This window comes from Pseudomonas sp. AN3A02 (genome assembly GCF_011765255.1).
In the GTDB taxonomy this organism is placed as follows: Bacteria; Pseudomonadota; Gammaproteobacteria; order Pseudomonadales; family Pseudomonadaceae; genus Aquipseudomonas.
Genome location: NZ_JAARNI010000013.1, coordinates 64,038 through 79,196, shown reverse-complemented (window position 1 = coordinate 79,196; position 15,159 = coordinate 64,038). Strand labels below are relative to the sequence as shown.

13 protein-coding genes are annotated in these 15,159 nt (G+C 60.1%); 2 read left to right on the top strand and 11 right to left on the bottom strand.

Annotated elements, in window-relative coordinates:
- Positions 1–35: 35 nt before the first annotated feature.
- The 5 genes from surE to HBJ59_RS28750 are packed head-to-tail and all read right to left on the bottom strand — an operon-like array spanning position 36 to position 4,322.
- Positions 36–785, bottom strand: coding sequence for a 5'/3'-nucleotidase SurE (surE, locus tag HBJ59_RS28770; protein ID WP_076015812.1), 750 nt, complete (start codon positions 783–785; stop codon positions 36–38).
- A complete protein-coding gene (truD, locus tag HBJ59_RS28765; protein ID WP_076015813.1) occupies positions 773–1,831 on the bottom strand; it encodes a tRNA pseudouridine(13) synthase TruD in 1,059 nt (352 codons plus the stop codon). The genes surE and truD overlap by 13 nt, the downstream gene beginning before the upstream one ends.
- Complete coding sequence (ispF, locus tag HBJ59_RS28760) at positions 1,828–2,301, bottom strand: 2-C-methyl-D-erythritol 2,4-cyclodiphosphate synthase (RefSeq protein ID WP_010176739.1); 474 nt, start codon at positions 2,299–2,301, stop codon at positions 1,828–1,830. Before ispF ends, truD begins: the two co-directional genes overlap by 4 nt.
- 54 nt (positions 2,302–2,355) lie before the next feature.
- Positions 2,356–3,201 carry an S-formylglutathione hydrolase gene (gene fghA, locus HBJ59_RS28755; protein ID WP_167665516.1) on the bottom strand — a complete coding sequence of 282 codons (846 nt, stop codon included), beginning with the start codon at positions 3,199–3,201 and terminating at the stop codon, positions 2,356–2,358.
- An 8-nt stretch (positions 3,202–3,209) separates the two neighbouring features.
- The gene (locus HBJ59_RS28750) at positions 3,210–4,322 is read right to left on the bottom strand and encodes an S-(hydroxymethyl)glutathione dehydrogenase/class III alcohol dehydrogenase (RefSeq protein WP_076015815.1); all 1,113 of its coding nucleotides are present in this window, start codon (positions 4,320–4,322) and stop codon (positions 3,210–3,212) included.
- A gap of 109 nt (positions 4,323–4,431) precedes the next feature.
- Here HBJ59_RS28750 and HBJ59_RS28745 point away from each other — a divergent pair, with 109 nt between their 5' ends.
- Positions 4,432–5,325, top strand: a complete 894-nt coding sequence (locus HBJ59_RS28745) for a LysR substrate-binding domain-containing protein (RefSeq protein WP_076015816.1) — start codon at positions 4,432–4,434, stop codon at positions 5,323–5,325.
- 84 nt (positions 5,326–5,409) lie between these two features.
- Complete coding sequence (locus HBJ59_RS28740) at positions 5,410–8,451, top strand: membrane-targeted effector domain-containing toxin (RefSeq protein WP_167665515.1); 3,042 nt, start codon at positions 5,410–5,412, stop codon at positions 8,449–8,451.
- Positions 8,452–8,460: 9 nt separating this feature from the next.
- On the opposite strand, the gene ispD is transcribed toward HBJ59_RS28740, so the two are convergent.
- The 6 genes from ispD to tilS form a co-directional block, all read right to left on the bottom strand.
- Positions 8,461–9,168, bottom strand: a complete 708-nt coding sequence (gene ispD / locus HBJ59_RS28735) for a 2-C-methyl-D-erythritol 4-phosphate cytidylyltransferase (protein ID WP_167665514.1) — start codon at positions 9,166–9,168, stop codon at positions 8,461–8,463.
- A complete protein-coding gene (gene ftsB / locus HBJ59_RS28730) occupies positions 9,165–9,443 on the bottom strand; it encodes a cell division protein FtsB (protein WP_003219292.1) in 279 nt (92 codons plus the stop codon). Before ftsB ends, ispD begins: the two co-directional genes overlap by 4 nt.
- Before the next feature lie 172 nt (positions 9,444–9,615).
- Positions 9,616–10,905: a phosphopyruvate hydratase gene (gene eno / locus HBJ59_RS28725; protein ID WP_076015818.1), complete on the bottom strand. Its 1,290-nt coding sequence runs from the start codon at positions 10,903–10,905 to the stop codon at positions 9,616–9,618.
- A gap of 157 nt (positions 10,906–11,062) precedes the next feature.
- On the bottom strand, positions 11,063–11,908 hold the full coding sequence (gene kdsA / locus HBJ59_RS28720; RefSeq protein ID WP_003219295.1) for a 3-deoxy-8-phosphooctulonate synthase: 846 nt from the start codon (positions 11,906–11,908) through the stop codon (positions 11,063–11,065).
- A gap of 5 nt (positions 11,909–11,913) precedes the next feature.
- Complete coding sequence (locus tag HBJ59_RS28715) at positions 11,914–13,545, bottom strand: CTP synthase (protein WP_076015820.1); 1,632 nt, start codon at positions 13,543–13,545, stop codon at positions 11,914–11,916.
- 273 nt (positions 13,546–13,818) lie between these two features.
- Positions 13,819–15,138, bottom strand: coding sequence for a tRNA lysidine(34) synthetase TilS (tilS, locus tag HBJ59_RS28710; protein WP_167665513.1), 1,320 nt, complete (start codon positions 15,136–15,138; stop codon positions 13,819–13,821).
- Positions 15,139–15,159: the final 21 nt, after the last annotated feature.

Sequence of the window (15,159 nt, the reverse complement as noted above, 5' to 3'; positions counted from 1 at the left end):
GCCCCGGCGCAGCAGGTCGTCTTGTTCGCGCGCCATCAGAGCACACCCTCCAGCCAGCCATCGAGACTACTGAAGGCATCACTGAAGGTGCGATCAAGCTGCAACGGAGTAATCGAAATATAACCTTGCATCACCGCATGAAAGTCCGTGCCTTCGCCGCCGTCTTCGGCATCGCCGGCAGCGGCAATCCAGTAACCTTCCTTGCCACGCGGGTCCACCACCTTCAGCGGTGACGCGGCGCGGGAACGGTGGCCCAGGCGGGTCAGCTTGAAGCCGCGAATATGCTCAAAAGGCAGGTTCGGGAAGTTGACGTTAAGCACCGTACGCGGCGGCAAATCCAGGCTGTGATGGGCCTCCACCAGCTTGCGGGCGAAATAGGCCGCTGTCTCCAGGTTGTCCAACTGACGCGACGCCAGCGAAAACGCGAACGAGGTCCGGCCCAGGAAGCGCCCCTCAAGGGCCGCCGCCACCGTACCGGAATACAACACGTCATCGCCCAGGTTGGCTCCCAGGTTGATCCCGGAAACCACCAGGTCCGGCTCCTCGACAAGCAAGCTGTTGATCGCCAGGTGCACGCAGTCAGTCGGCGTGCCGTTCACGCTGATAAAGCCGTTGGGCAACGTCTGTGTGTGCAACGGACGGTCGAGCGTCAGCGAACTGCTGGCGCCGCTTTTGTCCTGGTCCGGGGCAACCACCACGCACTCGGCGTAATCTGCCAGCGCAGCATGAAGCGCGGCAAGGCCGGGTGCGGTGACCCCGTCGTCGTTAGATATCAGAATACGCATGGGCTGTCCGTCTGCCCCACCGGCACCAGATCTACAAGCTCGCGCACCAAGACAGTGGCGAAGCATCCAGCCGGCAGGACGAATTCCAATTGCAGAATGTCAGGTTCGGGATAATGCCACGTCAACCCGCCAATGGGCAGTCGAAGAATGCGACGTTCCTGGCTCATGCCGGCATTCACCAGCCAATCCCGCAGGTCGGGTTCACCCTCGGCGATCGCCTGTTCCAGAGCGAAAGTTGCCCCCGACGCCGGCGAATCACCTTCGCCCCACTGTGGACCGGTGGGATGCACGTCGAGAATCGCCAGGCGCGGGTCGCTGCATTCAGCCTCCCCCGCCGGAAAAAAACTGCGACTGTCGGTAAACGCCAACAAATCGCCGACCTGGGCACGCTGCCAGGAACCGTCGGCCACTCGCGCCGCCAGCACTTTATTGAACAAGAAGCTGCGCGCGGTGGAGAGCAGCCGCGAACGCACATTGCGCTGCTCCGGCAAGGCCTTGCGCGCGGCCCAGTCGCGGGCATCGACGACGTTGCCACCGTTATGACCGAAACGCTGGGCGCCGAAATAGTTGGGGATGCCTTGCTTGGCGATCAGTTGCAGGCGCGCGTCGATGGCCGCGGCATCGCCGGCAAACTGGGTCAGGCGCAAGGTAAAGCCATTGGCCGAATGCGCGCCGCGCTGCAGCTTGCGCTTGTGACGGGCGATCTTGAGGATCTTCAGGGTCTCGTTTTCCGCCCCGCTCAAGTCCGGATCAGCCTTGCCCGGCAATTGCACACTGAACCACTGCCGGGTCAGCGCCTGGCGATCCTTGAGCCCGGCGTAGCTGACAGTGCGCAACGGCACGCCCGCCGCCTTGGCAATCCGCCGTGCCGCTTCTTCGGTATTCAGGCCACGCTTTTCCACCCACAACCACAGGTGTTCACCCTCGCCGGTCAGCGGGATATCCAGCACTTCATCCACCTGGAAATCTTCAGCGGTGGCCTTCAGAACAGCGCTGCCCAAGGCTTCGCCATAGGCACGCGGGCCCAGCAGTTGCAGATCATTCATGCGCGCAACAACAAGGCAACGGAGTGCACCGCAATGCCCTCTTCGCGACCGGTAAACCCGAGTTTTTCGGTGGTGGTGGCTTTTACGTTCACTTGATCCAACTCAACTTGAAGATCCGCGGCAATCAGCGCGCGCATCGATTCGATATGCGGGGCCATCTTTGGCGCCTGGGCGACGATGGTGTTGTCGACGTTGCCGACCTTCCAGCCCTTGGCGTGGATCAAACCGACCACGTGACGCAACAGCACGCGGCTGTCCGCGCCCTTGAAGGTAGGGTCGGTGTCCGGAAAGTGCTTGCCGATGTCGCCCAATGCCGCGGCGCCGAGCAAGGCATCGCTCAAGGCATGCAGCACAACGTCGCCGTCAGAGTGAGCCAGCAACCCATGGTGGTGCGCGATCCGCACGCCGCCCAGGGTGATGAAATCGCCTTCGGCGAAACGGTGCACATCATAGCCGTGGCCAATACGCATAAAAAAACGCCCCGATTTAATTCAGGGCGTGATTCTACCTACTTTTGCCTCACATTAACCGAGCAAAGCGCTCGCGTGATGGCGTAAATGGTCTTCGATGAAGCTGGCGATAAAGAAGTAGCTGTGGTCATAGCCCGGTTGCAGGCGCAGCTCCAATGGATGGCTGGCCGCCCTGGCCGCCTGCTGCAAGGCTTCAGGCTTGAGCTGCACGGCCAGGAAATCATCGCGATCGCCCTGGTCCACCAGCAGCGGCAGCTTTTCCGAGGCTTCGCTGATCAACACGCAAGCATCCCATTCGCGCCACTTCGAGCGCTCTTCCCCGAGGTAGCGGGAGAACGCCTTCTGGCCCCATGGGCAATCCATCGGGTTGTTGATCGGCGAGAACGCCGACACCGACTGATAACGCCCCGGGTTGCGCAAGGCACACACCAGTGCGCCGTGACCGCCCATGGAGTGGCCGCTGATCCCGCGCTTGGTCGACGCCGGGAAATGCGCCTCGACCAATGCCGGCAATTCCTGCACCACGTAGTCATGCATCCGATAGTGCTGGGCCCAGGGTTCCTGCGTAGCGTTCAGGTAGAAGCCGGCGCCCAGGCCGAAGTCCCAGGCGTTGTCCGGATCACCCGGCACACCGGGGCCGCGCGGGCTGGTGTCCGGCGCAACGATGATCAACCCCAGCTCGGCCGCCATGCGCTGGGCGCCGGCCTTCTGCATGAAGTTCTCATCGGTGCAGGTCAGCCCCGACAGCCAGTAAAGCACCGGCAACTTGCCGCCCAGCTCCGCTTGCGGCGGCAGGTACACGGCGAAGGTCATGTCGCAACCCAGCACGTCGGAATGATGCTTGTAGCGTTTATGCCAGCCGCCGAAGCTTTTCTGGCACGACAGGTTTTCCAGACTCATGGCCGACCTCAGAAGTGAATGACGGTGCGGATGCTCTTGCCTTCATGCATCAGGTCAAACGCCTTGTTGATATCTTCCAGGCCCATGGTGTGGGTGATGAAGGTATCCAGCGGGATTTCGCCGGTCTGGGCCATTTCCACGTAGCTTGGCAATTCGCTGCGACCCCGCACCCCACCAAATGCCGAACCGCGCCAGACGCGGCCGGTGACCAGTTGGAACGGACGGGTAGCAATTTCCTGGCCGGCACCGGCGACGCCGATGATCACCGACTCGCCCCAACCTTTGTGGCAGCACTCAAGGGCCGCACGCATCAGTTGGACATTGCCGATGCACTCGAAGGAAAAGTCGACGCCGCCATCGGTCAAATCGACGATCACGTCCTGGATCGGGCGGTCGTAGTCTTTCGGGTTGATGCAGTCGGTGGCGCCCAGTTGCTTGGCGATTTCAAACTTGGCCGGGTTGATGTCGACGGCAATGATGCGACCGGCCTTGGCTTTCACCGCACCGATCACCGCCGACAGGCCGATGCCGCCCAGGCCGAAGATGGCCACGGTGTCGCCCGGCTTGACCTTGGCGGTGTTGATCACTGCACCGATACCGGTGGTGACGCCACAGCCCAGCAGGCAGACTTTTTCCAGCGGCGCTTCTTTAGGAATCTTGGCCACGGAGATTTCCGGCAGCACGGTGTATTCGGAGAAGGTCGAGGTGCCCATGTAGTGGAAAATCGGCTGGCCCTTGTAGGAAAAGCGCGAAGTACCGTCGGGCATCAGGCCTTTGCCCTGAGTGGCGCGAATCGCCTGGCAGAGGTTGGTCTTGCCCGACAGGCAGAATTTGCACTTGCCGCACTCCGGGGTGTACAGCGGGATCACGTGGTCGCCCACCGCCACCGAGGTCACGCCTTCGCCGATGGCTTCAACCACGGCGCCGCCTTCGTGGCCGAGGATCGACGGGAAGATGCCTTCCGGGTCCGCACCCGACAATGTGTAGGCATCGGTATGGCACACACCGGAAGCAACCACCCGCAACAGCACCTCGCCGGCCTTGGGCATGGCCACATCCACTTCAACGATCTCGAGGGGTTTCTTGGCTTCGAAGGCTACGGCCGCGCGGGACTTGATCATCCGGTTTCTCCATCGGGTTAAAAACGTAAGACCGACAGTGTAAAACATGCTCATCTGATGAATAATCCAGACAAAAGCAAAACATTATTGCCGTACAGGGATAATCAGCATGCTGGAAAACCGTTGGGAAGGCATTGACGAGTTCGTCGCCGTGGCCGAGTGCAGCCAATTCACCGCGGCCGCCGAGCGCTTGGGTGTGTCGTCGTCCCATATCAGCCGCCAAGTCGCGCGGCTGGAAGAGCGGCTGCAAACGCGGTTGCTCTATCGCAGCACGCGCAAGGTGACGCTGACCGAAGCCGGCCAGACCTTCCTGCAACATTGCCAGCGTTTGCAGGACGGTCGCGAAGAAGCCTTGCGCGCCGTAGGCGACCTGGCCAGCGAGCCTAAAGGCATGTTGCGCATGACCTGCGCGGTGGCTTACGGCGAGCGGTTTATCGCGCCTCTGGTGACGCGGTTCATGGGGTTGTATCCACAACTCCGCGTGGACATCGAGCTGACCAACCGCCAACTCGACCTGGTCCACGAAGGCCTGGACTTGGCCATTCGCCTGGGGCGTCTAGCCGACTCGCGGATGGTCGCCAGCCGCCTGGCGCCCAGACGCATGTACCTGTGCGCCTCGCCCGCCTATCTTGAGCGCTATGGCCGCCCCCACAGCTTGTCGGAATTGAGCCGGCACAACTGCCTGATCGGCAGTTCGGATATCTGGCAACTGGCACAGGATGGGCGGGAGTTTTCCCAAAGGGTCCAGGGAAACTGGCGCTGCAACAGTGGGCAAGCGGTGCTGGACGCAGCATTGCAAGGCACCGGGCTCTGCCAGTTGCCAGACTATTACGTACTGGAATCCTTGCAAAGTGGCACCCTGGTTTCGCTGCTTGAAGCTCACCAGCCGCCGAACACCGCGGTGTGGGCGCTGTATCCGCAGCAACGCCATCTGTCACCGAAAGTACGCAAGCTGGTGGACTTCCTTAAAGAAGGCCTGGGCAATAACCCGGTCTATCTCTAGGTGTCGGCCGCATATAAGTAACGCCCGCTCGATACGGTATTGCCTGCAAATATGCGCTGCCCCACAGCGCCAAAAGGCATACCAATGAACCCCAAAGCTACGCAGCTCCAACGCATCAATCAATTCATCCGCAAGGTTCTGAATGACTTCCCGGTACCCGCCGAAGTCGCCGCCCGGTTAATTCGCGAGGGTGCTCAGCCTCTCAGCCAGGAAACCCTGGAACCTGACGCGCTGCTGCTGACCACCCTCGAGTACAACACCGATGATCCACACGCGCCCTTTACCGCCGCGATCGTCCAATCCATGACACTGACCGAGGCGATGATTTGCAGCGCACCGGTCGCCCCCGGCGGGATGGTCAATACCACCGGTTTTTCCACCATCGCACCGTACTTCAAGGTTGTCAGCGAGCTACCGCGCCTGATGGATAACCGTATCCCGGCCATGTTCAACGAAGAGTTCATTGCCGCAGGCTGGATCCCGCCGATGCGTTATGAGGCGATCTACCACAAGAGCCATCCCCAGGTGTACGACCGCCGTACCCAATCAGACATCGTGCCCAAGGCCTTCAGAGACTTCGTGCGCGCCAGCCACTTCGATACGGCCTACGACGAGGCTTTACAGACCTTCTGGGGCAAGCACCTGAAAAACTACAAGACGCTGATGCGTACTGCGTTTATCGAGGCATACCTGAACCAGGCCGCAGAACTGACACTGACCCTGGGCGAGGCGCAGTTGGCGGCCAGGGCGGCAGGCATGCCGGCCGACAAGGACCTGAGCAACCTGACGCTTGAGGAATTGCAGGCACCCTACCGTCCTGACAACACCCTTGATATGCGGCTACTGCGCATCCATAACGCCGAAGCGACCGCCATCCTCACTATCACGGATAAGCAAAGCCAGGTCACATTGCTGTACATCCCGGGTAATTCTTCGCCGTTCCACGGGTTCAACAATCCCGCATCCCTGAGGAAGTGGCTGGTGGGCGCAGCCAAGAACGCTACGTTACGCAAAGCCTTGGTGGCCTATTTTGACCCGGACACCGTCGACTCCGGATATATCTACAGCGGCGTGGAGGAAGCGTTGATAGGTATGAGCCTGTTTCCTGAACCCGCCCCGGCTTCCGGTTTGTTCAACCGCCTGCTGCACAACGACTATTGGGACCCTGAGCAATACATCAACAACCCGACTTACCCGGCACTGGGCGGCGACCCTTTCGACTTCATGGCCCGCCAGGTACGGGCAAGCATTACAAAGAGGGCGGCAACTACCGTCACCTCGCCCCTGGATATTCGCAAAGCCGAGACCATCGACGCCCTGGAAAAAGCTTGCTTGTTGGCGATTCCCATTTCATTGGCGATGGGCACCGCCTTGCTGGCGGAGTTTTGCTTTATAACCTCCGGCTCCGTTGAAATGGCGATAGGTGCGGACGACGCGATCAAAGGTAAACCACGTGGCACCGAACGCATTGCGTTTGGTGCCTTGAATGCATTGCCGTTGGTGGTCCACGGTATCGGCAAAGCCGTCACTTCACTGAACAAAATCCGCGCCAGGCTGGGCAAAGCCGTTCGAGAAGCCGACGGCCAGATCAGTGTGAGTACGCTACCAGCCGCCAACGTCATTGCCGAATCTGTCGGGCACACGCTGGCACCGGCTCATCACCCCAGCGGGCTGCAGGTCGTAAAGATCAACGGTGACTCGTTCATGACCTTTAAAACGCCAAATGACTGGGGCCTTTTCGAGCTTTTCATCAGTGACCCGGCAGACCCGCGACGTATCCAGTCGACCGGGCTGTATGCCATCCAAAGCCCTGACCTTCAATGGCGCCGGGCAGGATTGAGTGGTGGCGCACCTTTTCGTAATGCCTGGCAAAAAATCTACCGGCTGTTTGGTGGCGCCGCCGATGTGACCTTTTACAGCGCTTACGAAATGCCCACGTCAATGCGCGACACCCTTGCCGGGATGTTGCATGACAGCAGTAAATTTACCGAAGAGTACGAACCGCTTGGCGCAGGCCTGCAATCGCTCAAAGCCACTCGCAACCTGTTCTTCGAAAAGAGAAAAAAACTCGCGCAAGACGCCACGACGTTTTTCGATTCGCGCCCCTTTTCGCTCCTGAGACCGCCGCTGCCGAGCTTTGCATTGAGCGAGTCGCAACCAGGCATCATCGAAAAGCTCTTCGACGTCAGTGATGGCGTGGTCGTGGGCGAGAGCCACGGTGACCTGGCGAGCAAGGCATTCCTGATCGACAACATGCACACACTCGCTCGCCAAGGCGTCAAGCGCCTGTACTTCGAGCATCTACTGACGGACGTGCATCTGCCGTTATTGAAAGCGTTCTACAGGGCCAAGGGCACGCCAATGTCCGATGAACTCAAAGACTACCTAAAGGCAATCTACCCGCCGCTCAGAGACACTTATTACTCGTTTCAAAACGTCATCATCAAGGCCCGAGACGCCGGGATCAAAATCCAGCCCATCGATTGCACGGCCAGTTACATGATCAAGGGCATGCCCAACGCCGATGGCACCCTGCGCCAGCAGTTGATGAATTTTTATGCCGCCGAGGTAATTCAATGGGTCCAGACGACCAAACGTCGCCCGGGAAAATGGATTGCACTGGTGGGTAACAGTCATACCAATACCTTCCGAGGCGTCCCGGGACTTGCCGAGTTGACCGGAAGTATTGGCCTGCGCGTCAAAGACACAACGGATGGGGTACGGCTGGGGATTGAGGTTGATGCGGGATCCTCGTTAAGCCTCGGCATCGGTAGGGGTGATGCGACGGTCAAGGCCGATTTAGTTTTGCGGGTAGACCCCAATACGCTGCACCGAACTCCGTTGGGGCAACCCGGGCCTTCACACAGTCAAGTGGCAAAGACCCCACAAACTCAACTGATCCGACCGGGGCAATTCCTGCTGTCGGCAGCCCGCGAAGACATGCCGGCGCAGATCCAGTATCGGGCACGGCGCGGCGACATCCAGACCTTCACGGTCAACCAGCAAGGAGAGACGTTTTCCATCGCTGCTCGGGGCTGGGCCCTCGACAATCAGCCATTCAACAGCGTCAGGGCACTGGTGGAGGGGCTGAAGGCGCAGCCCGGATTTGTAGAGGTCAGCGACTGAGCCCCGCAATCAGGACTGAAAAGCCCGCCGTTGGCGCAGCCATTCAAGGTCTTCCGGGCGGGTGACCTTGAGGTTGTCAGATCGGCCTTCGATCAGGCGTGGTGCGTGCCCGGCCCACTCCATGGCGGAAGCTTCGTCGGTAATCACAACATCCGACACCAAGCTGTCAGCCAGGGCCCGATGCAAGGCGCCGAGCCTGAACATCTGCGGGGTGTAGGCTTGCCAGATCTGGCTGCGATCAACGGTTTCCAGCACGCGGCCCTGCTTGTCGACACGCTTGAGGGTGTCGCGGGCCGGCACCGCCAGCAGCCCGCCGACGGGATCGCTGGCCAGCTCACGGAGCAATTTGTCGAGGTCGTCGCGACTGAGATTGGGCCGGGCTGCATCGTGCACCAGTACCCAGTCGTCATCGCTGGCGCCCTGGCCATGCAGGTACAACAAGGCATTGAGGACCGAGCCCGAGCGCTCTTCGCCGCCGTCCACCCGCGCAATGCGTGGGTCGGTGGCGCAAGCCAGGTTCGGCCAGTAAGGGTCATCGACCGCAAGACTGACCACCAGCCCCTTGAGCCCCGGATGATCGAGGAAACAGCCAAGGCTGTGTTCTAGAATAGTGCGCCCGCCCAGTTGCAAGTATTGCTTGGGACGGTCCGCGGCCATACGGGCACCCACGCCCGCGGCAGGAATCACGGCCCAGAAGGCCGGTGACGAAAGGCTCATTGGGCCAACTGGTAGAGGGTCTCGCCCTCCTTGACCATGCCCAACTCATGGCGAGCCCGCTCTTCAACGGTCTCCATGCCTTTTTTCAATTCAAGCACTTCGGCATCGAGCACGCGATTGCGCTCCAGCAACACCTCGTTTTCGGCGTGCTGTGCGGCAATTTGCTGGGTCAGTTCGGTGACCTGCGCCAAGCTGCCATTCCCCACCCATAGGCGGTACTGCAGGCCAGCCAGCAGCAAGAGCAAGACGAGGAACAACCAATTGGGACTGCGCATCGAATATCGGGTATCCAGTGAAAAAAGACAGCCATGCAAAAACTTTTGAAGCAACTGATAGCACGAAGCCTGGAATAACCAGGCTTGTGCTTGATAGCCATGAGATTAGCGCCGAAATTCACGCTGCCGTGATTTTTCCGACGTAATCCGCTGACCTTTTACCATTTAACAATCAGCCGCGAAACTCGCTGCGACCGTTGTACTTGGCTTTGCTGCCCAGTTGCTCTTCGATACGCAGCAATTGGTTGTACTTGGAAACGCGGTCGGAGCGGCACAGGGAACCGGTCTTGATCTGCCCTGCCGAGGTGCCCACAGCCAGGTCGGCAATGGTCGAGTCTTCGGTTTCGCCGGAGCGGTGGGAGATCACGGCGGTGTAGCCCGCAGCCTTGGCCATCTGGATGGCTTCCAGGGTTTCGGTCAGGGTGCCGATCTGGTTGAACTTGATCAGGATCGAGTTGGCGATCTTCTTGTCGATGCCTTCTTTCAGGATCTTGGTGTTGGTCACGAACAGGTCGTCGCCTACCAGTTGGATCTTCTCGCCGATCTTGTCGGTGAGGATTTTCCAGCCAGCCCAATCGGACTCGTCCAGGCCATCTTCAACGGAGATGATCGGGTAGCGTTCGGTCAGGCCCTTCAGGTAGTCGGCAAAACCTTCGGAGGTGAATACGTGGCCTTCACCGGACAGGTTGTACTTGCCGTCTTCGTAGAATTCGCTGGCCGCGCAGTCCAGGGCCAGGGTCACGTCGGTGCCCAGCTTGTAGCCAGCGTTGGCCACGGCTTCGGAGATCACTTTCAGTGCATCTTCGTTGGACGCCAGGTTCGGTGCGAAACCACCTTCGTCACCCACTGCAGTGCTCAGGCCACGGGCCTTCAGTACAGCCTTGAGGTGGTGGAAAATCTCGGTGCCCATGCGCAGGCCTTCGGAGAAGGTCTTGGCGCCAACCGGCTGCACCATGAATTCCTGGATGTCGACGTTGTTATCAGCGTGCTCGCCACCGTTGATGATGTTCATCATCGGAACCGGCATCGAGTAAACACCCGGGGTGCCGTTCAGGTTGGCGATGTGGGCGTACAGCGGCAGGTCCTGGTCCTGCGCAGCAGCCTTGGCGGCGGCCAGGGACACGGCGAGGATGGCGTTGGCGCCGAGGCTGCCTTTGTTTTCGGTACCGTCGAGCTTGATCATCGCGTGATCGAGGGCTTTCTGGTCCAGAGGATCCTTGCCCAGCAGCAGGTCACGAATCGGGCCATTGATGTTGGCGACTGCCTTGAGTACGCCCTTGCCCAGGTAACGGCTCTTGTCGCCATCACGCAGTTCCAGTGCTTCGCGGGAACCTGTGGAAGCACCGGACGGCGCGCAGGCGCTACCGATGATGCCGTTATCGAGAAGCACGTCGGCTTCGACGGTAGGGTTGCCACGGGAGTCGAGAACTTCACGACCTTTGATGTCGACGATTTTTGCCATTGTTGTAAACACTCCAAAGTTGACGAAAACGACGCAGCTGAAGGAAATCTTTTGACCGACCGCAAGGGTGGAACAACAGGGCAGGCTTGCAGGCGACAAGGCTCAGGCCCGCAGGCCTGAGCGTAAAACGAGGGAAAGTCTACCGGAGAAACGACGCTTACGCGGTCTCTACCGTCGGAAAACTCTTGACCAGGTCATCCAACTGCTTCAACTGGGCCAGGAATGGCTCCAGCTTGTCCAGGCGCAGGGCGCATGGACCGTCGCACTTGGCGTTATCCGGGTCTGGGTGAGCTTCCAGAAACAGGCCTGCCAGGGACTGGCTGATGCCGGCCTTGGCCAGGTCCAATACCTGGGCACGGCGCCCGCCAGCGGAATCGGCACGACCACCGGGCATTTGCAGCGCGTGGGTCACGTCGAAGAACACCGGGTATTCGAACTGTTTCATGATGCCAAAACCGAGCATGTCCACCACGAGGTTGTTGTAGCCGAAGCTAGAACCACGCTCGCAGAGGATCAACTGGTCGTTACCCGCTTCCACGCACTTGTTCAGGATGTGTTTCATTTCCTGGGGTGCGAGGAACTGGGCTTTCTTGATATTGATCACAGCGCCGGTCTTGGCCATGGCGACCACGAGGTCGGTCTGGCGCGACAGGAAGGCCGGCAACTGGATGATGTCGCACACCTCGGCGACCACGGCAGCCTGCTCAGGCTCGTGGACGTCGGTGATGATCGGCACGCCGAAGGCTTGCTTGATGTCCTGGAAGATCCGCATGCCTTCTTCAAGGCCCGGGCCGCGATAGGAGGTCACGGACGAACGGTTGGCCTTGTCGAAGCTGGCCTTGAACACGTAAGGGATACCGAGTTTCTCGGTCACCTTCACGTACTCTTCACAGACCTGCATCGCCATGTCGCGGCTTTCCAGCACGTTCATGCCGCCGAACAGCACCATGGGCTTGTCGTTGGCAATCTCGATATCGCCTACGCGAATGATCTTCTGGGCCATCAGGTTTACGCCTTCTTCTGATGTTGCGTCAGTGCTGCTTTAACGAAGCCGCTGAACAACGGGTGGCCGTCGCGCGGGGTCGATGTGAACTCCGGGTGGAACTGGCAAGCCACGAACCATGGATGATCCGGTGCTTCAACCACTTCAACCAGTGCGCCATCACCGGAACGACCGGAGATTTTCAGGCCGGCTTCCATAATTTTCGGCAGCAGGTTGTTGTTCACTTCGTAGCGGTGACGGTGACGCTCGACGATCACGTCCTTGCCGTAGCAATCGTGAACCAAGGACCCCGGCTCCAGCAGGCAATCCTGCGCGCCGAGACGCATGGTGCCGCCCAGGTCGGAGGTTTCAGTACGGGTTTCGACGGCGCCGGTGGCATCTTCCCACTCGGTGATCAGGCCCACGACCGGGTGGCCGCTGGTGCGATCGAACTCGGTGGAGTTGGCGTCTTTCCAGCCCATCACGTTACGGGCGAACTCGATGACCGCCACTTGCATGCCCAGGCAGATACCCAGGTACGGCACCTTGTTCTCACGAGCGTACTGGACAGCGGTGATCTTGCCTTCCACGCCACGCAGACCGAAGCCGCCCGGAACCAGGATGGCGTCGACGCCTTCCAGCAGCGCAGTGCCCTGGTTCTCGATGTCTTCGGAGTCGATGTAGCGCAGGTTGACCTTGGTACGGTTGCTGATGCCCGCATGGCTCATCGCTTCGATCAGCGACTTGTAGGCGTCCAGCAGTTCCATGTACTTGCCGACCATGGCGATGGTGACTTCATGCTCAGGGTTGAGCTTGGCGTCGACCACGGCTTCCCACTCGGACAGATCGGCGCCACCACACTGCAGGCCGAAACGCTCGACGACAAAATCATCCAGGCCCTGGGAATGCAGGATGCCCGGAATCTTGTAGATGGTGTCGGCGTCTTCCAGGGCAATCACCGCACGTTCTTCAACGTTGGTGAACTGGGCGATCTTGCGACGGGACGCGATGTCGATCGCGTGGTCGGAGCGGCACACCAGCACGTCCGGCTGCAGGCCGATGGAACGCAGTTCCTTGACCGAGTGCTGGGTAGGCTTGGTTTTGGTTTCGCCGGCGGTGGCGATGTACGGCACCAGTGTCAGGTGCATCAGCATCGCGCGCTTGGCGCCGACTTCGAAACGCAACTGGCGGATGGCTTCGAGGAACGGTTGGGACTCGATGTCACCTACGGTGCCACCGATCTCGACCATTGCCACGTCGGCATCGCCTGCACCCTTGATGATGCGGCGCTTGATTTCGTCGGTGATGTGCGGGATCACCTGGATGGTTGCACCCAGGTAGTCACCACGGCGCTCCTTGCGCAGCACGTGCTCGTAGACACGGCCGGTGGTGAAGTTGTTGTTCTGGGTCATGGTCGTGCGGATGAACCGCTCGTAGTGGCCCAGGTCCAGGTCGGTCTCGGCGCCGTCGTGAGTGACGAACACTTCACCGTGCTGGAACGGGCTCATGGTGCCCGGGTCAACGTTGATGTACGGGTCCAGCTTGAGCATGGTGACCTTAAGTCCCCGCGCCTCCAGGATGGCCGCCAATGAAGCGGAGGCAATGCCTTTCCCCAATGAAGAAACAACACCGCCCGTGACGAATATGTAGCGCGTCATGAAAAACCCTAGAAGTCTGCGTTAAAGCGGTCCGAGCCGCCGGGGAAAGCGAAGGAAGGCCGAAGCCCCCGATCACCTGCATTAATCACAGTGCACCTTTCAAAAAAACCGCCGCGTTGTGACAGACCAGCAATGAAACACCGGTACGTTGATCGCTACACATTTTTTGGAATCGCCCAGCAAAGACTGCTTGGTAATCGGCAACTGCTGCGATTCAGGCGAATCCACAGAAGTTGTATCAAGAAGGGAGCGTAGTCTACCGGAAAGGCTCTATCAGCTCAAACCTTGATCGCAGGTTGGTGGCATCCAATGTAATTGCCAGCCGGTACCGCCAACTGCCTCAAGCCCCGGCAGGTTGGCCACAGCCAGCAATTGTTGGCCCTGATACAGCAGCGGCAATCTGCCACGGATGAAGCCTGGCACCGCTCGTTCATTAAGCAACCGCTTCAGGTCGCGCCGGCCCCGGCCTGGCAATTCCATGATTTCGCCACCTTGGCGATAGCGGATGCACAAAGGGCCTTCGGGCGCGCTGCCACTGAAATGCAGTTGGCCGTTACCGGGTAACTGTAGTGGGTTTTGCGGCTGTGGCCAGCTCACCGATGCGTCAGAAAATTCCGACCAACTGGCGGGTAACCACCAGATATGCGCACCGCAACGGTGCAATTCACCGTCGGCCAGACGCCACAGCGGCTGTGCATCGTGTTTGGCGTCGCGCAAGGTCGCCCAGCCGGCCCAGTGCTCGCTGTCGGGCAAGCGCGTCAGCGGTGTCAGCCAGTGCCTAAGTGCGTTGCGCTGGCGGGCCTCGGAGAGCGTGGCTAGTGGCTCAAGGGTCAGCGACGGCAATGCCAGCCAGGGAAATGCCGGAGGCTGACTGGCGGCCAGCAGGTCCATTTGCGCCAGTTCGTCGAGCAAGCCCTGGGCTTCGCTCAAATGTTCGGCGCTGCGGGCCATGGTGCTGACGGCTTGGGGCCAACGTTCAGTCAGGTGCGGGAAAACATGGTGGCGCAGGTAATTGCGGGAGAAACGCGGGTCGGCGTTGGACGGGTCGTCGATGCAGTCCAATTGGTGCTCGCGGGCGTAGGCTTCCAAGTCGGCGCGGGAAACATCCAGCAAGGGCCGCACCAGGTAGCCTTCTGCGAGTGGGCGCTGTGCAGGCATCGCCGCCAGTCCGCGCACGCCAGCGCCACGCAACAAGCGAAACAGCAAGGTTTCGGCCTGGTCGTCGCGGTGCTGGCCTGTGATTAGCAACTCCTCTGCCCCGGTGACCTCGGCAAACGCCTGATACCGTGCCTCACGGGCCGCGCGCTCCAGGCTTGCGCCAGGCTGCACCTGCACGCGGATCACTTGCAGGGGAACGCCAAAGGCGTCGCAGATGGACTGGCAATGCGCCGGCCACGCGTCAGCCGCAGCTTGCAGACCATGGTGAACATGGATAACGCTGAGTGGCGGGAGTTTGTCGGTTTTGGCCAGAGTGACCAAAAGGTGCAGCAGGACGGTGGAGTCGAGGCCGCCAGAAAAGGCAATATGCCAGGCCGGGGCGTTGCGCCAAGGGGCAAGGGTTTGCAGGAGTTTGGCGATTAAGGTGGGCTTCATAGCAAAGTACGTCATCAATCT